Here is a 24,351-nt window from a genome sequence, read left to right as displayed (position 1 = left end):
CACGCCGACGAAGCGGCGCGCCCCAGGAAGGAACTCTCGACAGTGAAGCTTCAGCGCAAGAACCGGGTTCGCGCCCTCGCCGTTGGCGCTCTCGCCGTCTCCGGTGCCCTGGCCCTGTCCGCGTGCGGCTCCGATGACACCACCGGTGCCGGTGGCGGTGGCGCCGCCAAGCCGTCCAACATCAAGTGCGACGGCAAGGGCAAGCTGCTCGCGTCCGGCTCGTCCGCGCAGAAGAACGCCATGGACGTCTGGGTGCAGAACTACGCGGGCGCCTGCAAGGGCACGGAGATCAACTACCAGCCGACCGGCTCCGGCGCCGGTGTCACGACCTTCCTCCAGGGTCAGACCGCCTTCGCCGGCTCCGACTCGGCCCTCAAGCCCGACGAGGTCACCAAGTCCAAGCAGGTCTGCAAGGGCGGCCAGGCCATCGACCTGCCGATGGTCGGCGGCCCGATCGCGGTCGGCTACAACGTCCCGGGTGTCGACAACCTGGTGCTGGACGCCCCGACCCTGTCGAAGATCTTCAACTCGGAGATCAAGAAGTGGAACGACCCGGCGATCAAGAAGCTGAACCCGGGCGCCAAGCTCCCGGACCTCAAGGTCCAGCCGTTCCACCGCTCCGACGACTCGGGCACCACCGACAACTTCACCAAGTACCTCAAGGCCGCCGGCGACTGGAAGCACGAGCCGGCGAAGAAGTGGGAGGGCGCAGGCGGCCAGGCGGCGTCCGGTTCGGCCGGTGTCTCCTCGCAGGTCAAGCAGACCAGCGGCGCGATCTCCTACTTCGAGCTGTCGTACGCCACGGCGAGCAAGATCCAGACGGCCAAGCTGAACACCGGCGCCAAGGCGCCGGTCGAGGCCACCGTCGACAACGCCTCCAAGGCCATCTCCGAGGCCAAGCAGGTCGGCAAGGACGATGACCTGGCCCTGGATCTCAACTACACCACCAAGGCCGAGGGCGCCTACCCGATCACCCTGGTGACGTACGAGATCGCCTGCAACAAGGGCAACAAGGCCGAGACGCTGCCCGCCACCAAGTCCTTCCTGACCTACATCTCCAGCAAGGACGGCCAGAGCGCCCTCAAGGCCCTCGGCTACGCCCCGCTGCCCACCGAGATCGCCGACAAGGTCCGCGCGACCGTCGCCAAGATCTCCTGACCTACCGGGCGGCGGCCCATGAACCGCCGTACGGTCCAAAAAAAGGGGGCCCCTTCACCAGGGCCCCCTTCGGGCCGCCGCCCGTCCGGTGCACCGCCGCGCCAGGAGCCGTCATCCGGCTCCGCAGACCGGAGAACCCATGAACACAGCCACCTCCACAACCGACACCCCTCCGCCACCCCACGACGGCCTCTCGGCCATATCGGGCAAGGCGGTCCGCCCCGGTGACCGGATCTTCCTCGGACTCTCCCGGGGCTCCGGTATCGCCCTCCTGGTGATCATGGCCGCGATCGCGGGCTTCCTCACCTACCGGTCCGTGCTCGCCATCTCCGGCGACAAGGCCAACTTCTTCACCACGCTGGACTGGAACGCGAGCGGGGCGGAGCCGAAGTTCGGCATCGCGGTGCTCGCCTTCGGCACCGTCGTCAGCTCCATCGTCGCGATGGCCCTCGCGGTCCCGGTCGCGGTCGGCATCGCGCTGTTCATCTCGCACTACGCCCCGCGCCGGCTGTCCTCCACGCTCGGCTACGTCATCGACCTGCTCGCCGCGGTGCCCAGCATCATCTACGGCCTGTGGGGCGCGCTCTTCCTCGTCCCGCATCTGACCGGCCTCTACACCTGGCTGGACGACTACCTCGGCTGGACCGGCATCTTTGAATACGGCGGCGGGGCGGCCCGCTCGCTGTTCACCGTCGGCATCCTGCTCGCGATCATGATCCTGCCGATCGTGACCAGCGTCAGCCGCGAGGTGTTCCTCCAGGTCCCGAAGATGCACGAGGAAGCCGCGCTGGCCCTCGGCGCCACCCGCTGGGAAGTCATCCGGATGTCGGTGCTCCCCTTCGGCCGCTCCGGGGTCATCAGCGCCTCCATGCTGGGCCTGGGCCGTGCGCTCGGCGAGACGATGGCCGTCGCCACGGTCCTCTCGCCCAGCTTCCTCATCAACGCCAGCCTGCTGGACCCGGGCGGCGGCACGTTCGCCCAGAACATCGCCAGCAAGTTCAGCGAGGCCGACCAGTTCGGCCAGGACGCCCTGATCGCCTCCGGTCTCGTCCTCTTCGTGATCACGCTGCTCGTCAACGGCGCGGCCCGCCTGATCATCGCCCGTCGCAAGGAGTACTCGGGAGCCGCCGCATGAGCATCACGACCGACCGCCCTGCGGTCTCCAATGGCGGCACCCCGCTTCCGGTCTCCCTCAAGCACGCCCGGCTGCCCCGCTGGTCCCCGCCGGTCATCGCACTGGCCGCGGCCGGCGCCGGCGTCGGCATCGGACTGGGCGCCGGCCTGGACAGCACGGTCCAGTGGGGCCTGATCGCGGCCGCGCTCTTCGTCCTCGGCACCTTCGTGCTGGCCGCGGCCGTCGAGGGCACCCGGCAGGCCAAGGACAGGCTGGCCACCAGCCTGGTCTGGATGGCCTTCCTGACCGCCGTCGTCCCGCTGGCCTCCCTCCTGTGGGAGACCGTCAGCCGCGGCACCGCGGTCCTCGACGGCTACTTCCTGTCGCACTCGATGGGCACCACCCCGGACGCGCTGCCCGGCGGCGGTATCTACCACGCGATCATCGGCACGCTGGAGCAGGTCGGCCTGGCCACCCTGATCGCCGCGCCGATCGGTCTGCTCACCGCGATCTACCTCGTCGAGTACGGCCGCGGCCGGCTCGCGCGGGCCGTCACCTTCTTCGTCGACGTGATGACCGGCATCCCGTCGATCGTGGCCGGCCTGTTCATCCTCTCCGTGTGGATCCTGATCCTCGGCTTCGGCCCGTCCGGCTTCGCCGGCTCGATGGCGCTGGCGATCCTGATGATGCCGGTCGTGGTCCGCTCCACCGAGGAGATGCTCAAGCTCGTCCCGAACGAGCTGCGCGAGGCCTCACTGGCCCTCGGCGTGCCCAAGTGGCGCACCATCCTCAAGGTCGTCCTGCCGACCTCGATCGGCGGCATCACCACCGGCGTGATGCTCTCCATCGCGCGCATCACCGGAGAGACGGCACCCGTGCTGCTCCTGGTGTGGGGCGCGAAGACGATCAACAACAACCCCTTCGAAGATGCCCAGCAGTCACTTCCGCTCTACGTTTTCCAGCAGTGGCAGCAGGGTTCCGAGGCCTCGTACGACCGCGCATGGGCCGCGGCACTGGTCCTCATCGCCTTCGTCATGATCCTCAACCTGGTGGCCCGCGGCATCGCCCGCTGGAAGGCCCCCAAGTCCGGCCGCTGACCAAGCCGCCAACAGAAAGAAGCAGTGATTTCCATGGCCAAGCGAATCGACGTCAGCGGCCTCTCCGCGTACTACGGCAGCCACAAGGCCATCGACGACATCTCGATGACCGTCGAGCCGCGCTCCGTGACGGCCTTCATCGGCCCGTCCGGCTGCGGCAAGTCGACCTTCCTGCGCACCCTGAACCGGATGCACGAGGTCACCCCCGGCGGCCGCGTCGAGGGCAAGGTGATGCTGGATGACGAGAACCTCTACGGCTCCGGGGTCGACCCGGTCGCCGTCCGCCGCACCGTCGGCATGGTCTTCCAGCGCCCCAACCCGTTCCCCACGATGTCGATCTTCGACAATGTCGCGGCCGGTCTCCGGCTGAACGGCTCGTACAAGAAGAGCGAGCTCAAGGACATCGTCGAGAAGTCCCTCAAGGGCGCCAACCTCTGGAACGAGGTCAAGGACCGCCTCAACAAGCCCGGTTCGGGCCTGTCCGGCGGCCAGCAGCAGCGGCTGTGCATCGCCCGCGCCATAGCCGTCGAGCCGCAGGTGCTGCTGATGGACGAGCCGTGCTCGGCGCTCGACCCGATCTCCACGCTCGCCATCGAGGACCTGATCGGTGAGCTCAAGGAGCGCTTCACGATCGTCATCGTGACGCACAACATGCAGCAGGCCGCGCGGGTGTCGGACCGGACGGCGTTCTTCAACCTCGCCGCCGTCGGCCAGCCCGGCAAGCTGATCGAGATCGACGACACCGAGCGGATCTTCTCCAACCCGTCGGTCCAGGCCACGGAGGACTACATCTCCGGCCGCTTCGGCTGAGCGACGAGAGCGCGGCCCGGCCGCTCCGGCCGGGCCGCCCCCACCAGCGTCCTGCGGTGCTGCATGGCGGTGCCACCGCAAGGCGAAGGGCCCGCCCCCACTTCCCGGGGGGCGGGCCCACTTGCTGTCCGTGTCAGCTGCCGGACCGGACGGCTGCCGTCCGCGTCAGCCGAAGGCCAGCTCGACGATCCAGTACGCGCCCGCCGCGACCAGCGCCGCGGCCGGCATGGTGATGAACCAGCCCATCACGATGTTCTTGGCGACGCCCCAGCGCACCGCGCGGGTGCCCTTGGTCGAGCCCACGCCCATGATCGCGGAGGTGATGACATGGGTGGTGGAGATCGGCGCGTGGAACATGAACGACGCGGTGTACATGACCGAGGCGGCCGTGGTCTCCGCCGCGAAGCCCTGCGGCGGGTCCAGCTCGATGATCCGGCGGCCCAGGGTGCGCATGATGCGCCAGCCGCCCGCGTACGTACCGAGCGAGAGCGTGATCGCGCAGGCCAGCTTGACCCACAGCGGGATGGCCGCGTTCTGGTCCTCGACATCGGCGATGACCAGGGCCATCGCCACGACGCCCATGGTCTTCTGCGCGTCCTGGAGGCCGTGTCCGAGCGCCATACCCGCCGCGGACACGGTCTGGGCTATGCGGAAACCGCGCTTGGCCTTGTGCGGGTTGGACTTCCGGAACATCCAGAGGATCACGACCATCACGAGATAGCCGAGCACCAGACCGATGACGGGCGAGATGAACATCGGCAGGACGACCTTCTCGACCACCCCGGACCAGATCACGGTGGTGCCACCGGCGAGGGCCGCACCGACCATGCCGCCGAAGAGGGCGTGCGAGGACGACGACGGCAGACCGAAGTACCAGGTGACGAGGTTCCAGACCACCGCGCCGAGCAGCGCGGCGAAGAGGATGCCCATCCCCTTGCTGCCGTGCGGAGTGGAGATCAGCCCCTCACTGACGGTCTTGGCGACCCCGCTGCCCAGGAAGGCACCGGCGAGGTTCATCACGGCGGCCATCGCCAGCGCCGCCCGCGGAGTCAGCGCCCGCGTCGAGACCGAGGTCGCGATGGCGTTCGCCGAGTCGTGGAAGCCGTTGGTATAGGTGAAACCGAGCGCGACCGCAATGGTCACGACGAGCGCGAAGGTGTCCATGGGCGGCGCTCAGGACTCCTTGACCGCGATGGTCTCGACGGTGTTGGCGACGTGCTCGAAGGCGTCCGCCGCCTCTTCCAGGATGTCCACGATCTGCTTGAGCTTGAGGACCTCGATGGCGTCGTACTTGCCATTGAAGAGGTGCGCCAGCAGCTTGCGGTGGATCTGGTCGGCCTGGTTCTCCAGGCGGTTGACCTCGATCCAGTACTCGGTGAGGTTGGTCATCGTCCGCAGATGCGGCATGGCCTCGGCGGTCAGCTCGGCCGCCCGCGCCAGCACCTCGATCTGCTGGTCGACGCCCTTGGGCAGTTCCTCGACCTTGTAGAGGACGACCAGGTCGACCGCCTCTTCCATGAAGTCCATGATGTCGTCGAGCGACGAGGCGAGGTTGTAGATGTCCTCGCGGTCGAACGGCGTGATGAAGGAGGAGTTCAGCTGGTGGAAGATCGCGTGGGTCGCGTCATCACCCGCGTGCTCCGCCGCCCGCATTCGCTCAGCGATCTCTGCACGAGCGGAGGCGTCCGCCCCGAGCAGTTCCATCAGGAGCTTGGAGCCTGTGACGATGTTGTCCGCAGAGGCGGCGAACATGTCGTAGAAGCTCGTCTCCCTGGGGGTCAGACGAAAGCGCACGTGAAATCCTCGGGGTACATCGGATTCGGTCGAGTTGATGCTAGGCGCATCATCCAGCCACAGCTAACCGGCATTCCTTCAGTGTCGCCCATCGTGCAGCATGCTCTGCACGGGGTACCACAGGTGCCCGCAAAGTTCGGTACCATATACCCACCAGGGGTATGTAGATCGCCTAGATACCACGGGAGACGGCCATGCCGACCACGGACGCCGACACCAGCGGCAGCGCCGCAGCCGCCGCGGCCCCCCACCCCCCGAAGCCGGACGCCGACCCCCGAAGCGACGTTCAAACCGTGACCCATCACGCAGAGACTTCTCCGGCGGCCGGCGTGCACGGCTACGCACAGCAGAAGGACGCACACATCAAGCGACTGCGGCGGATCGAGGGTCAGATCCGCGGACTCCAGCGGATGCTCGAAGAAGATGTCTACTGCATCGACATACTCACCCAGGTCTCGGCGAGCACCAAGGGCCTCCAGTCCTTCGGCCTCCAGCTCCTGGAGGAGCATCTGCGGCACTGCGTCGCCGACGCGGCCGTCAAGGGCCCCGAGGCCATCGACGCCAAGGTCCAGGAGGCCACCAAGGCCATCGAGCGGATGCTGCGCACCTGAACCGGCGCGCTAACCGGGACAGCGGCCGGCGGCTCCGGTCCCGGGCGGCACCCGGTCCGCGGGGTCGCCCCCGTCGCCGTCGACCTCCAGCACCTCGTCGATACGGTCCGGGCTGAGTCGATCCTCACTGGCGGCCGCGGCCGCGATCATCAACTCACCGGTCAGGTCGATCTCGACGAGGGCTACGTGGTCCTGGACCGTCGTAGGGCGGTGTGCCACGTACAACACCTCCTCCTTCGAGCGCCTTCCCACGCCTGGGGTGGTTACCGCAAGCCTAGGGACGGGCGCACGCTCCGCGCATGGCACGGATGGACCATTTCCGCCATCCGGCAAGGCGCCCCCGTCACATGCCCGGCCCACGGCGCCCGCCCTCATGGCGTGGGTGAAGCGATCTTTCCCGCGTAGATGTCCCGTTCGTCCGGCAGTTGCACCGCGACCTTCGTCCCGAAACCGGACAGTTCCGTCGTGGACGTCACCGAGGCCCCCTTCGGCGCGCCGTTGGCGAAACGGAACCACTGGCGCACCTTGCGCAGCCGCCCGGCCTCGTCCAGATACGCGTCGAACGGCACCTCTCCGGTGGTGAATCCGTCCCCCGCGGCGGCCAGCGCGGGTGCGGTACGCGGTGACGCCGCCGCGGCGGCCGCCCCGATGTCCGTCGTACCCCGGTAGTGCCGCACCCGGACCCCGTCCAGCCACTCCTCGCCCTGATACGTCACCTCCCGTGCACCGCGCAGCAGTTCGGCGGCGGCCAGCGGATCGGTCGCGCCGCCGGTGACCAGATTCCCGTCGGCCAGTGACGCGGTGGCCACCCGCACCCATTTGTCGGCGGGCACCCCGGCCCCGCGGTTCTTCATGAACAGCGCACCGGGCGCGAGGATCTCCGTGATCGGCTGATGGCCGCCGCTGGGCCGGCCCGCCGGGTCGGGGAGCACGACCCGCAGCCGGCCGGTGCTGGTGGCGAAGTCGTAGCCGCCGGTGCCGCGGATCGCGACACGGGTGCCGCCGCTCGCGGTCTCCATGGACGTACGGACCGCGGCGGAGCCGGCCCGCACCAGGGCGTCGGCGCTGTCCCGGACCTCCGCGGCGGCGGGGGCGGCCCGGCCGGCCGGCTCCTGGTCGTCGGCCGCGGCGCCGTCCGGGGAACAGCCCGAGGTCAGCAGCCCGACCGCCAGACCCGTCCCGCACGCCATGGCCACGGCGACCGTGCCGCCGCCTCGCCTGTCCTGCACCACCATCGCGTACGAGCCCCCTCGGCCGCTGTCTTCGGGAACGGCCTGGGCCGGCCGGTCCGCTCGGGAGGGTCGGACGTCCCGCCGCCGCACCTGACGTTTCGCCGACCGTTCCGTTCAACGACCGCCGAGGGGGCTCGTCACGCAAGGACACCCTGGGCGCGTAGCGTGGCCAGGTGCCCGACCGAGCCCCTCACGCGACCTCCACCACCGAACGCGGCGCCTTCTGCACGGCCCGCTGTGACTGCGGCTGGCGGGGGCCGGCCCGGCGGGCCCGCTCGCAGGCCCGTACGGACGCGGAGCGCCATCTGGCCGAGGCCGAGGCCGGATCCGGCGGCGACGGCAACGGATCCGGGCGCCCGCTGGAATGAGGAAGTCCGTTCCGGGAACCCCGCACGCCCCTGCCGCATCTGCGTAGACAGGGAAGCAACGGCACCGCGCCACCAAGGGACTTCAGGGACAGCACCGGACAGCGCGGGCATCACCGGACACAGCGGAACGCGGGGCAGCGCGTCGCCGCGACCGTCCGGTGCGGATTCCCGGGCAGCGCCCCGTGACCTCAGACCGGGCCACCGGCAGGCGGGGCGGGACAGTACGACATCAAGGGGGATTCATCCCAGTGAAGCGGCGCACACTCCTGCAGACCGGCGGCGGACTGGCGGCGACCGCGGTCGCCCTGGCCACCGGCTGCGACAACAAGACCGGCACGGCGGACGCGGCGGCCGGCAGCACGGAGACCGCGGCCGGCGCGGGCGCGACCCGGACCAATGCGGCGGCCGCCGCCGGGGGCGGCACCAAGGGCCGGGCCTCCCAGTCGTCCTGGACCGCGCTGCGCAAGAGCCTGGACGGCAAGCTGGTGCAGGCCTCCGACTCCGCCTACGCGACCGCCCGGCGCCTCTACAACACCCGCTACGACACGCTGAAGCCGTCGGCCATCGCCTACGTCAAGCATCCGGCGGACATCGCCGAATGCCTCTCCTTCGCCCGGCGCTACGACACCCCGGTCGCCATCCGCAGCGGCGGCCACTCCTACGCGGGCTGGTCCAGCGGCAACAACAAGCTCATCATCGACGTCTCCGCCCTCTCCAAGGTCGGCGCGCCCTCCGGCGGCATCACCCGCATCGGGGCCGGCGCCAAGCTCATCGACGTCTACGAGGGCCTCGGCGCGCACGGCGTGACGATACCCGGGGGCTCCTGCCCCACCGTCGGCATATCCGGCCTCACCCTCGGCGGCGGCCATGGCGTGGTCTCCCGTGCGTACGGCCTGACCTGCGACAGCCTCGTCGGCGCCACGCTGGTCACGGCGGACGGCAAGACCGTCGACTGCGACAAGAAGCAGCACGCCGACCTCTTCTGGGCGCTGCGCGGCGCCGGCAACGGCAACTTCGGCGTGGTCACCGAACTCCGCTTCCGTACGCATCCGGCGCCGCGCGCGGTGATGGCGTATCTGACCTGGCCGTGGTCGAAGGCGGCGAAGGTGGTGGCCTCCTGGCAGAAGTGGGGGCCGGTGCAGGCCGACGAGATCTGGTCCGCCTGCCATCTGGACGCGCACCCCGGCGGCACCCCGTCCGTCTCCGTCGCGGCCTTCTCGCTGGGCAGCTACGGCGATCTGAAGAACGCCCTCGACAAGCTCGCCGACCAGCCGGGCGGCCCCGGCCCCGCCAAGAGCGTGCATCTCACGCCGACCGGCTACCTGGACGCGATGGAGTCCTACGCGGGCTGCTCCTCCAAGTCCACCGCGCAGTGCCATGCGCCGGGTTCGCTGCCCGGCCAGACCGGCGCCGGCCAGCTGGGCCGCGAGACCTACGCCGCCCGCTCGCACTTCTTCGACCGCTCGCTGTCCGCGGCCGGTATCCGCACGCTGATGGACCAGATCGAGGCGGGCGGCCGCAAGGGCGTCGCCGGGAATGTGGCGCTGACGGCGCTGGGCGGCGCGGTCAACCGCGTCAAGAGCTCCGACACCGCCTTTGTCCACCGCGGCTCGCGGTTCCTCGCCCAGTACCTGACGTCCTGGCCGGCGAACGGCTCGCCCGGTTCCCGCACAGCGTGGCTGAATTCCTTCCATGACGCGATGCGCCGTCACTCCTCGGGCGCCGCCTACCAGAACTACACCGACCCCGGTCTCAGCAACTGGAAGTCGGCCTACTACGGCGGCGCCGCCACCCGGCTCGCCGAGGTCAAGCGGACCTACGACCCGCAGCGGCTGTTCAGCACCTTCCCGCAGGCCCTCTGAGAGCCCCCGGACACACGGACGGCCCGGCCCCCGCGAGGGGCCGGGCCGTCCGCATCCGCCAGGCCTTGTAAGCCGGGGGCGTGGCCCGCCGGTTCACCGGAACCGCCGGGCCGTGCCCTCAGGCCGCCAGATCCTTGTCACGCTCCTTGTGCCCGCCGCGCATCGCCGAGCCCGTGGCCACCACCCGGCTGCCCTCGCCGTCCTGCCCCGCACCGGCGCCCGGCGCGCACACCAGCCACGCCAGCTTCGACCGGGCGATCGCCGTCGTCACCGGCACCAGCAGGGCCTGTGCCAGCGGCGCGAGCAGCAGTGCGACGGCGGTGCCCAGGGCGAAGCCGCCGACCACGTCGGTCGGGTAGTGCACGCCCATGTAGACGCGGCAGAAGCCCTCGGCGAGCGCCAGCAGAATGCCGACCAGGCCGAACTTCCGGTGGGCGATGAACAGCCCGACACCGACCGCCATGGTGAGCGTCGCGTGGTCGCTCACGAACGAGAAGTCGCTCTTGCCGGGGATCAGTACTTCCAGTCCGGCGTGTTCCTTGAACGGCCGCGGCCGTTCGACGAACGACCGGATCGGGATATTGGCCAGCAGGGCGATGCCCGCGGCCAGCGGCGCCCAGACCAGGCCCGCGACGGCGGCCGGCGCGCCCGGATTGCGCCGCGCGGACCACCAGGCGATCAGACACAGCACGGCGAGGCCGGCGATGATGCCGTACTCACCGATGTACTCCATGGCCTTGTTGACCCAGTGGGGGGCGTCCTTCGCGAGGCCGTTGATGCCGTCGAGCACGTCGACGTCGGGGTTCGGCCCCTCGAGTGCGAGTCCAGCCATCTGCAGCGGCCCCTTATCTTTCGCGCGCGCGAGCGCCTTCGTAGTGCTGCCTGCCCCCGTGGTCGTCGAGCGTGTGCCGTGTCAAGCGCTGCTACGTCCCCACGCCAAGGAAACGCGATGCCCGCCCCTGGCGTTCCACTCTCCACCGGATGATCACCAGGACGTTATCGAAGCTTGACTCATCACCGCAGTTCAGGGCCCTATGTTCACGCAGCGTTGGTGCCGGGCAGCGCTTTTGCGCCATCCGACGTGACGCGGGTGGCACCGATGTAATCCGGCGAATCGATCTTGTCGAACCGGATCCTGGCCCCGGTGTACGGCGCGTTGATCATGTACCCGCCTCCCACATAGATGCCCACGTGGTGGATGGACCGCGGGTCCTTGAGGTCGTACGCGAAGAACACCAGATCCCCCGGGAGCAGCTCGTTCCGCTTCGGGTGTGCCCCGGCGTTCCACTGGTCGTTCGCCACCCGGGGCAGCTCGATGCCCACGGAGTGGTACGCGGCCTGGGTCAGCCCGGAACAGTCGAACCGGCCGCCCTGCGCCGCGGTGCCCGTGCCGCCCCACAGATAGCGCGTACCGAGCTTCTGCTGGGCGAAGTAGATGGCGGCGGCCGCCTGGCGCGACGGTTCCACCCGCCCCACCGGCGCCTCGAAGCTCTTCGCCAGCGTCGTGATCGTCTTCACATAGTTCCGGGTCTCGCTGTACGGCGGCACCCCGTTGTACTGGATGACGCGATACGCCCCGGCGTTGTAGGCGGCGAGCATGTTGTGCGTGGCGTTGCCCGGCGCGCGCTTCACATAGCTCGCCAGCTCGCAGTCGTACGAGGCCGCCGACGGAATCGCGTCCTCCGGGTCCCACACGTCCTTCTTGCCGTCGCCGTTCCCGTCGACGCCATGGGTCTGCCAGGTCCCCGGGATGAACTGCGCCATGCCCTGGGCGGCCGCCGGGCTCTGCGCCCTGGGGTTCCACCCGCTCTCCTGATAGAGCTGCGCCGCCAGCAGCGCGGGACTTATCGCCGGGCAGAGCGTCCCCCACTTCTGCACCAGCTGCTGATACTCGGCGGGCACCGACCCCTTCGCCAGCCCGATCGCCCGCCCGCCGGCGCCGGCCAGACCGGCCGCCGCCATGTACGTACCGATCACAAGCAGCCCGAGCAGGCAGAGCACCAGCCCCGCCCCGAGCCCTCCGGCCACCCAGAATTTCCGCACCCTCCAACCCTCCCCCATTCAGCCCCGGTTCACTGCCTTTTTCCGGCCGCTCCCGCGCGCCCCGCCGCCCCGGGTGCCGCACGGCGGCGCATGCCGCGGCGCACGGGGCGCTCCGGCCGGGGTGCGGCGGCACGTACGGCGACGCCCCTGCATGCCGCCGGACGGGCGACACCGCGTCAGAACCCCGGCAGGACCGTAGCCATGGACCCGAACGGGCTACAAACCGCCCGGGCGCGCCGGACCTGCCACCGGTGCTCCCGATGATCATTGCCCAGGGTTATCCCCCGTGATACACACGGTGAGACCAGCCGGTTCAATGGAGGGCGTGCGCCCACAGGCACACGCCACCCGCACGGGATCCTTCAAAGAAAGCCGCCAAGTCGACAGCTGACGGCCCATTTGTCAGCGAAGATAGAGACTGACCTGTGCCGCATCGGCACGGAGACACAACTACCCATCAAGGGGCGGTGAGTTCACACATGTTCATTGCGGCCGAAAAAGGCGACATCACCACCATCATCGGCGGAATCGCCCCGGACTGGGGGCCGTTCGGGAGCCTGGGCAACGAGGCCCGCGTGATGGTCGAAGTGGTTATGGCGGTAGCGATCCTGCTGTGCCTCGGCATCGCGATCTGGGGCGCCGCCAAACAGCGCATCGGCGCCACCGCGCTGCGCGACACCTTCAGCGCCGAACAGGGCAAGGGCCTGATCGTGGCCGGCCTGACCGGAGTCTTCATCATCGGCTCCCTCGGGACGCTGTTCACCATCGTCTACGGCATGGCGGTCTAGGCCCACACCCCGGCCCGTATGGCGCGCCCCCCGGTACCCGTCCGTCCCCGCGTCGCCCCCGTGCGCCCCCGCCCACCCTCTCTCCGCCGCCCCGTGCCCCCACTCGCTCCCACCGGCCCCACCTCCCCTGCCGAGGCCACATGCTGACGCCTGCTCACGCCGGCCCGACGGCACCGCAGCACGCCCTCATCACCCCCGCCACCAGCGGACCGATTGGGCCGAGCGCTGCGCGGGGACAGGTGGTTGCGGGGGCAAGAAGGCGACCGGCGACCGCGGAGCAGAGGATGCGTACAAATAACCCAGAGTCCCCCATTCGCCTCTGCCGTACCGCATCTGAGGACCCGTCACGGTGAGATGTACTCGTACCGCCGCACCCGAGTCGCCGTTCGCGCGGCTACGGTCATATGAGGGCGGCACAACACAGCACGCACGGCGACGGCGGCAGAGGGGGCACAGGCGCGATGAGTCTCAGTGACGACGGCGGCTACGGCGGTGACAGCCACCGCGGTCCAGAGACGGGCCAGACCCGGACCAGACTTCCCGACAACGACGGCGACATCTACGGCCCGGGACGGCGCTCCCGGACCGGCCTGTCCAGCCGCAACCTCGTCACGATCGTCGGCGTGATCGTCCTGCTGCTCGCGGCCATCGCCTTCGCCAACCGCGGCGGCAGCGGCAACAGCGAAACCACCGCCAACGACTCCCCCAAGGACCCCGGCCACACCCAGCCCACCGCCCCCACCGGCACCAAGGCCGTCGACGGCAAGACCGGCGGCATCGCGTCGGGGTTCGCCAAGACGGAGCAGGGGGCGCAGTCGGCGGCGGCGAATTTCGCGGTGGCGCTGGGGTCCTCGGACATGTTCAACACGGACCAGCGGCACAAGATCGTGAACACCGTCATGGCGCCGTCGGCCGCCGCCACGTTCCAGAACAAGCTCGATGACGCCTACTCGCCGGACTTCTTCAAGACCGTCGGGCTGAAGGCCGACGGAAGCACGCCGACCGGGATGACCTTCGTCTCGCGCACCATCCCCGTCGGCACCAAGATCAAGGACTTCGCGAAGGACCAGGCGACCGTCGAGGTCTGGTGCACGGGCCTGCTCGGCATGGCCGGCGAGGGATCCGTCAAACCCGTCACCACGAGCTGGTTCACCCTCACGATGAAGCTCGCCTGGACCGGCGACGACTGGAAGACGCTGACTCGCTCTCAGACAGACGGCCCCGCACCGGTCAGCGGGGACGTCCCCGCCTCCGGAGCGAAGGACATCGCGGGCGCGGTCCAAGGCTACGGAGGTTTCACGTATGCCCGGTAGGCCCAAGCACCGCCGCGCGGCCGCGGTTCTCAGCGTGCTGGCAGGCGTACAGACCTGCATGATCCTGCTGGCGACACGCGCGATGGCCGCGCCTCCCGACCCGGGTCCGGCGTCGGAACGCTGCAAACTCCTCAGCGGCCCGGCCCTCCAGCTCTGCCAGAAGCGCAATGAATCCGGCAGCGACTCACCCCCCACCAGCCCCCTCGACAACAACCCCCTCGACCCCCTCGAATCCCTCGCCAAAGGCTGCGCCAAAGCCGCCGCCTGGATCGTCACGAAGCTGTCGGAGGCGGTGAAGGCCACCTCCCAGGTGGACTTCACCAACGCCGCTTTCCTGCGGCAGTACGCCGTCGTCTTCGCCGCCTCCACCGTGCTCACCCTCGTCCTGTGGCTGCTGGCCGTCGCCAAGCGCGCGGTGCGCGGGGTGCGGCTGACGGAGGCGATCGGTGAGGCGGTCGGGTTCCTCTGGCTGACCGTGCTGGCCTCCGCCTTCACCCCGCTGATCCTCTACACCATCGTCTCGGCGACCGACGGGGTCACCGAGATCATCGCGAAGGGGACGGGGGCGCAGACCGACACCTTCTTCGGGGCGTTCTCCCAGGCGCTCACGAAGGGCACGGACATCGGCGGCGGCCCGATCATGCTGATCGTGGTGTCGCTGGTCTCGGTGCTCGCCGCCGGTGTGCTGTGGCTGGAGCTGGTGATCCGGGCCGCGCTGCTGTACGTAGGGGCGCTGCTCGGCACGGTCGTCTACGCCGGGCTGGTCGACAAGAACATGTGGGGGCATGTGCGCCGCTGGGCGGGCATCATGATCGCGGTGATCCTGGTGAAGCCGGTCATCGTGATCGTGCTCGGCGTCGCCGGTGCGCTGTCGCACGACAAGGGCCCGAACGCCTTCTCCGCGGTCGTCTCCGGCCTCTCGATCATCGTCCTCGCCATCTTCGCCAGCGCGGTGATCTACCGCTTCGTCCCCGGCTTCGGCGACGAGATGGTCTCGGCCCGTACGAACAAGGGCCGGGCCACCGACGGCAGCCAGGCCGCCGCGATGATCTCCTCGCCCGCCGCACTGGTCTCCCAGGGCATCAAGACCCACAGCTCCCGCAGCTCGGGCGGAGACGGCGGGCAGGGCGCGCAGGGCGGCCAGTCCCGGCCGGCCGACGCGGTGGCCGGCGGCGTCGCCGCCCACAGCTCCCGCGGCGGCCGCGCCCCGGCCCCCGCCACCCCCGCTCCCCGTACGAACCCGAACCCCGGCGCGGGCAGCAGTTCCCGCTCCGGCAAGACCGCAGGAGGTGAGGGGCGTTGAGTACGCAGTCCCACCCGATCGCCCCGCGCCGCACCTATCTGATCGGCCGCGCCCGGCCCAACGCCATCGTCGGCAAGAACCGCGAGACCGGCGAGATCGCGCTGATCATCGCGGGCGCGTTCCTCGGCATGATGTGTGGGCTGCTGGTGCCCATGCTGCCGCTGCGGATCGTGTCCCTGACCGGCTTCCCGATGCTGGGACTCGCCCTCGTCTACGTGCCGTACAAGGGCCGGACGTTCTACAAGTGGTTCGAGATCCGGCGCAGCTTCCGCCGCACGGTCCGCCGCGGCGCCACCTACCGCTCCGGCGCCGCCGAGGCGGGCGTCCGGCTGGACGGCCGGGAGGTCGAGATCGGCCCGCCGCCGGGCATCGGCCGGATCAACTGGCTGTCCGCGCCGTTCGGCCCGGACGAGATCGCGGTGCTGCTGCACGCCGACCGCAAGACCGTGACGGCGGCCATCGAGATCGAGGGCCCGGGCGTCGGCCTGCGGGACAGCGAGGACCAGGAGGCGCTGGTCGACCGTTTCGGGACGCTGCTCAAGCATGTGGCCAACGGGGACGGCTTCGTGACCCGGCTCCAGATGCTGGCGCGGACGCTGCCCGCCGACCCGGACGCACACGCCAAGGACGTTGCCCAGCGCGGCGACAAGCGCTCCCCCGACTGGCTCCAGGAGTCCTACGAGCAGCTCCAGTCGATGGTCTCCACCTCCTCCGAGCAGCACCGCGCCTACCTCGTCGCCTGTATGCACTACACCCGCGAGCTGGCCGCCGAGGCACAGACCATGGCCCGTGCCGCGCGGATGCACCAGGGCGGGCTGCTGCGCAAGAAGCTGGACCGGGACGCCGGTCTCGCCGTCGTCATGGCCCGTGAACTCACCGATATCTGCGCCCGGCTCGCCGAGGCCGACATCCGGGTGCGCCAGCCGCTCGGCCAGGCCCGGCTCGCCTCCCTCGTGCACTCCATGTACGACCCGGACCACCCCATCGACCACATCCAGGCGATGAGCAAGCGCAACGCCTGGCCGGCCGAGCTGGACGCGATGGAGCCGACGTATCTCCAGGCCAAGACGCGTGAGTCGACCACCCGCGCGCCGTGGTGCCATGCCACCGCCTGGGTCAAGGAGTGGCCGCTGACCCCGGTGGGCGTCAACTTCCTCGCGCCCCTCCTGGTGCACACCCCGGATGTGATCCGTACGGTCGCGGTCTGCATGGACCTCGAACCCACCGAGATCGCCATCGAGCGGATGCTGACCGAGAAGACGAACGACGATGCCGAGGCCAGCCGCGCGGCGAAGATGAACCGGGTGGTGGACCCGCGGGACGTCGCGCACCACGGCCGGGTGGACCAGCGGGGCGAGGATCTGGCGTCCGGTGCCGCCGGCGTCAACCTCGTCGGCTACCTCACGGTCTCCTCCCGCTCCCCCGAGGCCCTCGCCCGCGACAAGCGCACCATCCGCGCCTCGGCCGGCAAGTCCTACCTGAAGCTGGAGTGGTGCGACCGCGAGCACCACCGGGCGTTCGTCAACACCCTGCCGTTCGCGACCGGGATCCGCCGCTAAAGCCGCTGGGAGGCGCGTACGTCATGGCCATGCTCGATCCGATCGGAGCGCTCACCGAGGCGTTCACCAGCTTCCTGTTCGGGAAGGTGGAGACCACCCGGCTGCCCGTACGCACCTCCACCGGCCAGGCCCAGGCGGTCTATCTGCCCACCGCGGCCCCCGGTCTCGGCGACTCCGGCGTGATCATCGGCCGTGAGGTCTACAGCGGCAAGGGCTACATCTACGACCCCTTCCAGCTCTACGGACAGCAGCTGCCGGCCCCGCACTGGCTGGTCCTCGGCGAGTCCGGCAACGGCAAGTCCGCGCTGGAGAAGACCTACGTCCTGCGGCAGTTGCGGTTCCGGGACCGCCAGGTCGTGGTGCTGGACGCGCAGGGCGAGGACGGCGTCGGCGAGTGGAACCTCATCGCCCAGGAGCTGGGGATAACTCCCATCCGCCTGGACCCCACCGCCGCCCTCAACGGCGGTATCCGCCTCAACCCCCTCGACCCGTCGATCACCGCCACCGGCCAGCTGGCCCTGCTGCGCACCATCATCGAGGTCGCGATGGGCCGCGGCCTGGACGAGCGCTCCGGCTTCGCCCTCAAGGTGGCGCACGCATACGTGACCGACACCATCACCCACCGGCAGCCCGTCCTGACCGACATCGTCGAGCAGCTGCGGCACCCGGAGGCGGAGTCGGCGGAGGCGATGAATGTCGACATAGACGACGTCCGGGCCTGGGGTCTGGACGTGGCGCTGGTCCTCGACCGCCTGGTCGACGGTGACCTGCGCGGCATGTTCGACGGACCGACCTCGGCCGGCATCGACCTCGACGCACCGCTGATCGTCTTCGACCTTTCGCACATCGACCGCAACTCCATCGCGATGCCGATCCTGATGGCGATCGTCGGCGTCTGGCTGGAGCACACCTGGATCCGCCCCGACCGCAAGAAGCGCATCTTCCTGGTGGAAGAGGCCTGGCACATCATCAACTCCCCGTTCGTGGCGCAGCTCTTCCAGCGGCTGCTGAAGTTCGGCCGCCGGCTCGGCCTGTCGTTCGTGGCCGTCGTCCACCACCTCAGCGACGTGGTCGACGGCGCCGCCGCCCGGGAGGCCGCGGCGATCCTCAAGATGGCCTCGACCCGCACCATCTACGCCCAGAAGGCCGACGAGGCGCGAGCCACCGGCCGGGTACTCGGCCTGCCACGGTGGGCCGTCGAGATCATCCCGACCCTCACCCCCGGCATCGCGGTCTGGGACGTCAACGGCAACGTCCAGGTCGTCAAACACCTCATCACCGAGGCCGAACGCCCGCTGGTCTTCACCGACCGGGCGATGACCGAGGCGTCCGCGATGCCGACGGACGAGGCACGCGCCATCCAGGAGGCGGCGGACGCCGAGGCCGAGGCACGCGCCGAGGCGATGGCGATGGAGCGGCAGTGGAGAGACGAGTCGAGCGAGACGGTGGCGTGACCCGCGGATACGACGACGAACGAGGCGCCGCCCGGCCCCGGGGGCGCGGCATCCCCGACTCCCTGCTGGTCGGGTTGCTCGCCTTCCTGCTGGGCCTGACCGTCCTGGTATGGACGGCGACCGGGCTGGCCGGCCTGTTCGCACACGGCGCCTGGCCCGCGGGCGTCACCTACTCCGGTACGCCGATGGCGCTGCGTCATCTGGTCTCCGCGCCGCACGACATGGCCGCCGCCTGGCCCGAGACCCCCGAGGGCCAGCTCTCCGGCTACGGCCTCTTCTGGGGCATTCTCATCGGCGAACTGATGGTGCTGCTGGTCCTGGTGATCTTCACACTGGGGACCGTCGCCCGCTACCGCGCCGTACGAAAGGCCCGCCGCGCAAAGGCCCGGGAGGCGCGGGAGGCCCGCCTGACGGACCAGGAGGCACGGGAGGCGGAACGGGCCGCGCGGGACGCCAGGGAGGCCCGAGCGGCCCGGGACGCCGTACGGGAGACCGTCCCAGCCGCCCAGGAGCCCACGGCGCCCAGCGAGGACGCCCCGGCCACACCCGCCGTCCTCGCCCCGCCCCTCGACCCCGTCGCGGCCGGCCCCGTCCCGGAACAGCGCACCGCGCCCCCGCTCACCCCGGCCGCCGGCGCCCCCATCGAACCCGCCCTCCCCCGCGTCCAGTTCACCACCGACCGGGCCGCCGCCCGCGCGGCCTCCGTCGCCGCCGCGGCCGCCGCCCCGGGCCCGCTGATCGTCGCCACGACGGACCCCGCCGTCTGGGCCGAGACCAAGGACGCCCGCGCCAAGCTCGGCCCGCTGCTGACCTACGACCCGACGCACCACCTCGACACCCCGGCCCGGCTGCGCTGGTCCCCCACCTCCGGCTGTACGGACCTCGCCACCGCCACCGCCCGCGCCACCGCCCTGCTGGCCCCCGTACGCCCGGCCGCCGCCCTGGACTCGGCGGTGGCGGACGCCGCCCAGACCCTGCTGCGCTGCTGGCTGCACGCCGCCGCGGTGGACGGCCGCCCGTTCCGCCAGCTGCACCGCTGGGCCCACGCCACCGGCGCCGCCCAGGAACCTGTCCGCATCCTGCGCACCAGCCCCAAGGCCTCGGCCGGCCAGGCCGGCGAACTGGAATCGGTGCTCACGGCCCACCCCGAACGCCGGGAAGCCGCCCAGGCGTTGATCGGCCGGGCCCTGACCGCCCTCTCCTCGATCCACATCCGGGACTCCTGCACCCCGCTTCGAGCAGATTCGGTTCTCCTCGAATCATTTCTCGATGAAGGGGGAACGCTTTACGTGGTAGGCGAGCCCATCGAGGATCCGCGTACCGACCCGGGTGCGATGCCGCTGCTCACCGCACTCCTCTCGAGCGTGGTCGAGCACGGCCGCCGCATGGCCGAACGGTCATCTGACGGTCGGCTCGACCCACCACTCACCCTGGTCCTGGACGACATCGCGGCCCTCGCCCCTCTGCCCGCCCTCCCCGGCCTCCTCGAAACGGGCCGCACACGCGGCCTGCTGACCCTGGCCACCATGCGCTCCCAGGAACAGGCCCGCGCCCGCTGGCCCCACCACTCCCTACGGACCTGACGCCGGGCCCCACGCACTACCCCCGCCGCAGCGCCATCTCCCGCTCACTCGCCGCGGAGTCCTTCGGATCGGCCATGGTCCGCCCCGTCGCCGAGAACCCCAGCCCCCGGTAGAAGGCCTCCGCCCGCGCGTTCTCCTCGTGCACCCACAGCCGTACGCGCTCGACCACCGGCTCGGCCACGCCCCACGACCACGCGATCGCCGCCCGCAGCAACTCCCCTGCCAGCCCCGTCCCCCGGTGCTCGGGCCGCACATACACCCCGACCACATGCGTCTGCGGCGCCTCCTCGTCCGTCTCGACAAGAGCCACCACCATGCCGCCCCAATCCCCGTCCGCGGCCTCCCCGATGAACGTCACGACCGAGTGCCCCTCAGCGCTCCGCGCCGCCCGCTGCCGCCAGAGCTCATCCGGCCGGCCCACGGCCTCCTCGAAGGTCTCGTTGAACGCCACCCGGGCCACGGGATCGGCCAGCGCCGCCAGCCGCAGCTCCTTCAGCCGTTCCCACTCGCCCGCCTTCACCGGCCTGATCACGTATCCCATGCCTCTCAGCATTCCAGCGACCGTGCCGAACAGCGGGCCCATTTCTGCCCGGAAACGCGAAAAAGCCCCTCGGGAACTTTCGTTCCCGAGGGGCTTTAACAAAATTTGTTCGGCGGCGTCCTACTCTCCCACAGGGTCCCCCCTGCAGTACCATCGGCGCTGAAAGGCTTAGCTTCCGGGTTCGAAATGTAACCGGGCGTTTCCCTAACGCTATGACCACCGAAACACTATGAAGTTAACCAACCCGGCATAAACACAGGTCGTTACTTCAGAACCTACACAGTGGACGCGAGCAACTGAGGACAAGCCCTCGGCCTATTAGTACCAGTCAACTCCACCCGTTACCAGGCTTCCATATCTGGCCTATCAACCCAGTCGTCTACTGGGAGCCTTAACCCCTCAAAGGGGGTGGGAGTACTCATCTCGAAGCAGGCTTCCCGCTTAGATGCTTTCAGCGGTTATCCTTTCCGAACGTAGCCAACCAGCCATGCCCTTGGCAGGACAACTGGCACACCAGAGGTTCGTCCGTCCCGGTCCTCTCGTACTAGGGACAGCCCTTCTCAATACTCCTACGCGCACAGCGGATAGGGACCGAACTGTCTCACGACGTTCTAAACCCAGCTCGCGTACCGCTTTAATGGGCGAACAGCCCAACCCTTGGGACCGACTCCAGCCCCAGGATGCGACGAGCCGACATCGAGGTGCCAAACCATCCCGTCGATATGGACTCTTGGGGAAGATCAGCCTGTTATCCCCGGGGTACCTTTTATCCGTTGAGCGACGGCGCTTCCACAAGCCACCGCCGGATCACTAGTCCCTACTTTCGTACCTGCTCGACCCGTCAGTCTCACAGTCAAGCTCCCTTGTGCACTTACACTCAACACCTGATTGCCAACCAGGCTGAGGGAACCTTTGGGCGCCTCCGTTACTCTTTAGGAGGCAACCGCCCCAGTTAAACTACCCACCAGACACTGTCCCTGATCCGGATCACGGACCCAGGTTAGACATCCAGCACGACCAGAGTGGTATTTCAACAATGACTCCACAACCACTGGCGTGGCCGCTTCAAAGTCTCCCACCTATCCTACACAAGCCGAACCGAACACCAATATCAAGCTATAGTAAAGGTCCCGGGGTCTTTCCGTCCTGCTGCGCGAAACGAGCATCTTTACTCGTAATGCAATTTCACCGGGCCTATGGTTGAGACAGTCGAGAAGTCGTTACGCCATTCGTGCAGGTCGGAACTTACCCGACAAGGAATTTCGCTACCTTAGGATGGTTATAGTTACCACCGCCGTTTACTGGCGCTTAAGTTCTCAGCTTCGCCACACCGAAATGTGACTAACCGGTCCCCTTAACGTTCCAGCACCGGGCAGGCGTCAGTCCGTATACATCGCCTTACGGCTTCGCACGGACCTGTGTTTTTAGTAAACAGTCGCTTCTCGCTGGTCTCTGCGGCCACCACCAGCTCAGGAAGTAAATTCCATCACCAGCAATGGCCCCCCTTCTCCCGAAGTTACGGGGGCATTTTGCCGAGTTCCTTAACCATAGTTCACCCGAACGCCTCGGTATTCTCTACCTGACCACCTGAGTCGGTTTAGGGTACGGGCCGCCATGAAACTCGCTAGAGGCTTTTCTCGACAGCATAGGATCATCCACTTCACCACAATCGGCTCGGCATCAGGTCTCACCCTTAACGTCATCCGGATTTGCCTAGATGACGGGCTACACCCTTACCCCGGGACAACCACCGCCCGGGCTGGACTACCTTCCTGCGTCACCCCATCGCTTACCTACTACCACCTTGGATCGGCGGCTCCACCACGTCCCTTTGTCCGAAGACTCCAGGCCGGCTTCACGGCCTTAGCATTAATGGATTCGATATTGGGCGTTTCAAAGCGGGTACCGGAATATCAACCGGTTGTCCATCGACTACGCCTGTCGGCCTCGCCTTAGGTCCCGACTTACCCTGGGCAGATCAGCTTGACCCAGGAACCCTTAGTCAATCGGCGCACACGTTTCCCACGTGTGTATCGCTACTCATGCCTGCATTCTCACTCGTGAACCGTCCACAACTCGTTTCCACGGCTGCTTCACCCGGCACACGACGCTCCCCTACCCATCACAGCCTCCGTTGGGAGTATTGCTGCAATGACATGACTTCGGCGGTGTGCTTGAGCCCCGCTACATTGTCGGCGCGGAATCACTTGACCAGTGAGCTATTACGCACTCTTTCAAGGATGGCTGCTTCTAAGCCAACCTCCTGGTTGTCTCTGCGACTCCACATCCTTTCCCACTTAGCACACGCTTAGGGGCCTTAGTCGATGCTCTGGGCTGTTTCCCTCTCGACCATGGAGCTTATCCCCCACAGTCTCACTGCCGCGCTCTCACTTACCGGCATTCGGAGTTTGGCTAAGGTCAGTAACCCGGTAGGGCCCATCGCCTATCCAGTGCTCTACCTCCGGCAAGAAACACACGACGCTGCACCTAAATGCATTTCGGGGAGAACCAGCTATCACGGAGTTTGATTGGCCTTTCACCCCTAACCACAGGTCATCCCCCAGGTTTTCAACCCTGGTGGGTTCGGTCCTCCACGAAGTCTTACCTCCGCTTCAACCTGCCCATGGCTAGATCACTCCGCTTCGGGTCTTGGGCACGCTACTCAACGCCCTATTCGGACTCGCTTTCGCTACGGCTTCCCCACACGGGTTAACCTCGCAACATACCGCAAACTCGCAGGCTCATTCTTCAAAAGGCACGCAGTCACGACTGCATGTGCAAGCACATACAGCGACGCTCCCACGGCTTGTAGGCACACGGTTTCAGGTACTATTTCACTCCGCTCCCGCGGTACTTTTCACCATTCCCTCACGGTACTATCCGCTATCGGTCACCAGGGAATATTTAGGCTTAACGGGTGGTCCCGCCAGATTCACACGGGATTTCTCGGGCCCCGTGCTACTTGGGTGTCTCTCAAACGAGCCGCTAATGTTTCAGCTACGGGGGTCTTACCCTCTACGCCGGACCTTTCGCATGTCCTTCGCCTACATCAACGGTTTCTGACTCGTCTCACAGCCGGCAGACTGTAAAAGAGAGATCCCACAACCCCAACCACGCAACCCCTGCCGGGTATCACACGTGACTGGTTTGGCCTCATCCGGTTTCGCTCGCCACTACTCCCGGAATCACGGTTGTTTTCTCTTCCTGCGGGTACTGAGATGTTTCACTTCCCCGCGTTCCCTCCACACTGCCTATGTGTTCAGCAGCGGGTGACAGCCCATGACGACTGCCGGGTTTCCCCATTCGGACACCCCCGGATCAAAGCTCGGTTGACAGCTCCCCGGGGCCTATCGTGGCCTCCCACGTCCTTCATCGGTTCCTGGTGCCAAGGCATCCACCGTGCGCCCTTAAAAACTTGGCCACAGATGCTCGCGTCCACTGTGCAGTTCTCAAGCAACGACCAGCCACCCACCACCCCAACCCGAAGGCTGAGTTCACTGGGGCCGGCATCGCGAAGGTCCAGACTCAACGGTCCGTACCCTCAGATACCCAACAACGTGCCCGGCCCACTCGATCCATCACCACGTTCCACGCCGAAGCAGTACTAGTGACAACCAATCAAGTGCGCCGAATAGTCAACGTTCCACCCATGAGCTAACCACCGTCGAACATTTGCCGACGTAGTGGCTCTGGATCTCTTACGAGATCTAGATGCTCCTTA

20 protein-coding genes and 2 rRNA genes are annotated in these 24,351 nt (G+C 68.2%); 13 read left to right on the top strand and 9 right to left on the bottom strand.

Annotated features, from left to right (window positions below; translation table 11 throughout):
* The first annotated feature begins 42 nt into the window (after nt 1–42).
* The 4 genes from pstS (at nt 43) to pstB (ending at nt 4,179) form a co-directional block, all read left to right on the top strand.
* Nucleotides 43–1,158 (top strand): phosphate ABC transporter substrate-binding protein PstS, encoded by a 1,116-nt coding sequence (pstS, locus tag QT196_RS23170; protein WP_168480832.1) that lies wholly within the window; start codon nt 43–45, stop codon nt 1,156–1,158.
* Between the two features lie 139 nt (nt 1,159–1,297).
* On the top strand, nt 1,298–2,293 hold the full coding sequence (pstC, locus tag QT196_RS23165) for a phosphate ABC transporter permease subunit PstC (protein ID WP_168480831.1): 996 nt from the start codon (nt 1,298–1,300) through the stop codon (nt 2,291–2,293).
* Complete coding sequence (gene pstA, locus QT196_RS23160) at nt 2,290–3,369, top strand: phosphate ABC transporter permease PstA (protein ID WP_168480830.1); 1,080 nt, start codon at nt 2,290–2,292, stop codon at nt 3,367–3,369. Before pstC ends, pstA begins: the two co-directional genes overlap by 4 nt.
* 33 nt (nt 3,370–3,402) lie before the next feature.
* The gene (gene pstB / locus QT196_RS23155) at nt 3,403–4,179 is read left to right on the top strand and encodes a phosphate ABC transporter ATP-binding protein PstB (protein ID WP_168480829.1); all 777 of its coding nucleotides are present in this window, start codon (nt 3,403–3,405) and stop codon (nt 4,177–4,179) included.
* A 165-nt stretch (nt 4,180–4,344) separates the two neighbouring features.
* Here pstB and QT196_RS23150 read toward each other — a convergent pair whose 3' ends face one another.
* Together QT196_RS23150 and QT196_RS23145 are read right to left on the bottom strand one after the other, a co-directional pair.
* A complete protein-coding gene (locus QT196_RS23150; protein ID WP_290355583.1) occupies nt 4,345–5,343 on the bottom strand; it encodes an inorganic phosphate transporter in 999 nt (332 codons plus the stop codon).
* 9 nt (nt 5,344–5,352) lie between these two features.
* Entirely contained in the window at nt 5,353–5,973 is a 621-nt protein-coding gene (locus QT196_RS23145; RefSeq protein WP_026170326.1) for a DUF47 family protein, read from the bottom strand.
* 194 nt (nt 5,974–6,167) lie between these two features.
* Between QT196_RS23145 and QT196_RS23140 the strand changes: the two genes are divergently transcribed.
* Entirely contained in the window at nt 6,168–6,584 is a 417-nt protein-coding gene (locus QT196_RS23140; RefSeq protein WP_168480828.1) for a metal-sensitive transcriptional regulator, read from the top strand.
* A 9-nt stretch (nt 6,585–6,593) separates the two neighbouring features.
* Here QT196_RS23140 and QT196_RS23135 read toward each other — a convergent pair whose 3' ends face one another.
* Both QT196_RS23135 and QT196_RS23130 read right to left on the bottom strand, forming a co-directional pair.
* Nucleotides 6,594–6,812, bottom strand: coding sequence for a hypothetical protein (locus tag QT196_RS23135; protein ID WP_168480827.1), 219 nt, complete (start codon nt 6,810–6,812; stop codon nt 6,594–6,596).
* A 143-nt stretch (nt 6,813–6,955) separates the two neighbouring features.
* Nucleotides 6,956–7,819: a hypothetical protein gene (locus QT196_RS23130; protein ID WP_085927979.1), complete on the bottom strand. Its 864-nt coding sequence runs from the start codon at nt 7,817–7,819 to the stop codon at nt 6,956–6,958.
* 170 nt (nt 7,820–7,989) lie between these two features.
* Here QT196_RS23130 and QT196_RS23125 point away from each other — a divergent pair, with 170 nt between their 5' ends.
* Both QT196_RS23125 and QT196_RS23120 read left to right on the top strand, forming a co-directional pair.
* On the top strand, nt 7,990–8,184 hold the full coding sequence (locus tag QT196_RS23125; protein ID WP_168480826.1) for a hypothetical protein: 195 nt from the start codon (nt 7,990–7,992) through the stop codon (nt 8,182–8,184).
* Between the two features lie 248 nt (nt 8,185–8,432).
* Nucleotides 8,433–10,046 carry an FAD-binding oxidoreductase gene (locus tag QT196_RS23120; RefSeq protein ID WP_168480825.1) on the top strand — a complete coding sequence of 538 codons (1,614 nt, stop codon included), beginning with the start codon at nt 8,433–8,435 and terminating at the stop codon, nt 10,044–10,046.
* Nucleotides 10,047–10,164: 118 nt separating this feature from the next.
* Here the strand turns inward: QT196_RS23120 and QT196_RS23115 are convergent, their stop codons facing one another.
* On the bottom strand, nt 10,165–10,878 hold the full coding sequence (locus QT196_RS23115) for a phosphatase PAP2 family protein (RefSeq protein ID WP_168480824.1): 714 nt from the start codon (nt 10,876–10,878) through the stop codon (nt 10,165–10,167).
* A gap of 206 nt (nt 10,879–11,084) precedes the next feature.
* On the bottom strand, nt 11,085–12,089 hold the full coding sequence (locus QT196_RS23110; RefSeq protein WP_290355582.1) for a bifunctional lytic transglycosylase/C40 family peptidase: 1,005 nt from the start codon (nt 12,087–12,089) through the stop codon (nt 11,085–11,087).
* A 479-nt stretch (nt 12,090–12,568) separates the two neighbouring features.
* On the opposite strand from QT196_RS23110, the gene QT196_RS23105 reads away from it, so the two are divergent.
* The 6 genes from QT196_RS23105 (at nt 12,569) to QT196_RS23080 (ending at nt 20,089) form a co-directional block, all read left to right on the top strand.
* On the top strand, nt 12,569–12,877 hold the full coding sequence (locus tag QT196_RS23105) for a hypothetical protein (protein WP_031067282.1): 309 nt from the start codon (nt 12,569–12,571) through the stop codon (nt 12,875–12,877).
* 461 nt (nt 12,878–13,338) lie between these two features.
* A complete protein-coding gene (locus tag QT196_RS23100; protein ID WP_168480822.1) occupies nt 13,339–14,190 on the top strand; it encodes a hypothetical protein in 852 nt (283 codons plus the stop codon).
* Nucleotides 14,180–15,493 carry a hypothetical protein gene (locus QT196_RS23095; protein ID WP_211117404.1) on the top strand — a complete coding sequence of 438 codons (1,314 nt, stop codon included), beginning with the start codon at nt 14,180–14,182 and terminating at the stop codon, nt 15,491–15,493. The genes QT196_RS23100 and QT196_RS23095 overlap by 11 nt, the downstream gene beginning before the upstream one ends.
* Nucleotides 15,490–17,052: an SCO6880 family protein gene (locus tag QT196_RS23090; protein WP_168480821.1), complete on the top strand. Its 1,563-nt coding sequence runs from the start codon at nt 15,490–15,492 to the stop codon at nt 17,050–17,052. Before QT196_RS23095 ends, QT196_RS23090 begins: the two co-directional genes overlap by 4 nt.
* Before the next feature lie 29 nt (nt 17,053–17,081).
* Nucleotides 17,082–18,506, top strand: coding sequence for an ATP-binding protein (locus QT196_RS23085; RefSeq protein WP_168483915.1), 1,425 nt, complete (start codon nt 17,082–17,084; stop codon nt 18,504–18,506).
* A complete protein-coding gene (locus tag QT196_RS23080) occupies nt 18,503–20,089 on the top strand; it encodes a type VI secretion protein (RefSeq protein ID WP_168480820.1) in 1,587 nt (528 codons plus the stop codon). The genes QT196_RS23085 and QT196_RS23080 overlap by 4 nt, the downstream gene beginning before the upstream one ends.
* Before the next feature lie 16 nt (nt 20,090–20,105).
* On the opposite strand, the gene QT196_RS23075 is transcribed toward QT196_RS23080, so the two are convergent.
* From QT196_RS23075 to QT196_RS23065, 3 genes are all read right to left on the bottom strand, one after another.
* On the bottom strand, nt 20,106–20,630 hold the full coding sequence (locus tag QT196_RS23075) for a GNAT family N-acetyltransferase (protein ID WP_266734367.1): 525 nt from the start codon (nt 20,628–20,630) through the stop codon (nt 20,106–20,108).
* Nucleotides 20,631–20,737: 107 nt separating this feature from the next.
* Nucleotides 20,738–20,854 (bottom strand): 5S ribosomal RNA (gene rrf / locus QT196_RS23070).
* A gap of 74 nt (nt 20,855–20,928) precedes the next feature.
* A 23S ribosomal RNA gene (locus tag QT196_RS23065) occupies nt 20,929–24,051 on the bottom strand.
* Between the last annotated feature and the right edge of the window lie 300 nt (nt 24,052–24,351).

Origin of the sequence: Streptomyces sp. P9-2B-2, assembly GCF_030406865.1 — a bacterium.
GTDB lineage: Bacteria > Actinomycetota > Actinomycetes > Streptomycetales > Streptomycetaceae > Streptomyces > Streptomyces platensis.
The sequence above is the reverse complement of the archived record's forward strand: the minus strand, read 5'-3'. Positions and strand labels throughout refer to the sequence as shown.

Excerpts from the sequence above, each read along its gene's own strand:
- QT196_RS23075 (WP_266734367.1), bottom strand. The coding sequence starts at position 20,630 with ATGGGATACGTGATCAGGCCGGTGAAGGCGGGCGAGTGGGAACGGCTG.
- QT196_RS23100 (WP_168480822.1), top strand. The coding sequence starts at position 13,339 with ATGAGTCTCAGTGACGACGGCGGCTACGGCGGTGACAGCCACCGCGGT.
- QT196_RS23105 (WP_031067282.1), top strand. The coding sequence starts at position 12,569 with ATGTTCATTGCGGCCGAAAAAGGCGACATCACCACCATCATCGGCGGA.
- QT196_RS23085 (WP_168483915.1), top strand. The coding sequence starts at position 17,082 with ATGCTCGATCCGATCGGAGCGCTCACCGAGGCGTTCACCAGCTTCCTG.
- pstA (WP_168480830.1), top strand. The coding sequence starts at position 2,290 with ATGAGCATCACGACCGACCGCCCTGCGGTCTCCAATGGCGGCACCCCG.
- pstC (WP_168480831.1), top strand. The coding sequence starts at position 1,298 with ATGAACACAGCCACCTCCACAACCGACACCCCTCCGCCACCCCACGAC.
- QT196_RS23150 (WP_290355583.1), bottom strand. The coding sequence starts at position 5,343 with ATGGACACCTTCGCGCTCGTCGTGACCATTGCGGTCGCGCTCGGTTTC.
- QT196_RS23095 (WP_211117404.1), top strand. The coding sequence starts at position 14,180 with ATGCCCGGTAGGCCCAAGCACCGCCGCGCGGCCGCGGTTCTCAGCGTG.
- QT196_RS23115 (WP_168480824.1), bottom strand. The coding sequence starts at position 10,878 with ATGGCTGGACTCGCACTCGAGGGGCCGAACCCCGACGTCGACGTGCTC.
- QT196_RS23130 (WP_085927979.1), bottom strand. The coding sequence starts at position 7,819 with ATGGTGGTGCAGGACAGGCGAGGCGGCGGCACGGTCGCCGTGGCCATG.
- QT196_RS23140 (WP_168480828.1), top strand. The coding sequence starts at position 6,168 with ATGCCGACCACGGACGCCGACACCAGCGGCAGCGCCGCAGCCGCCGCG.
- pstB (WP_168480829.1), top strand. The coding sequence starts at position 3,403 with ATGGCCAAGCGAATCGACGTCAGCGGCCTCTCCGCGTACTACGGCAGC.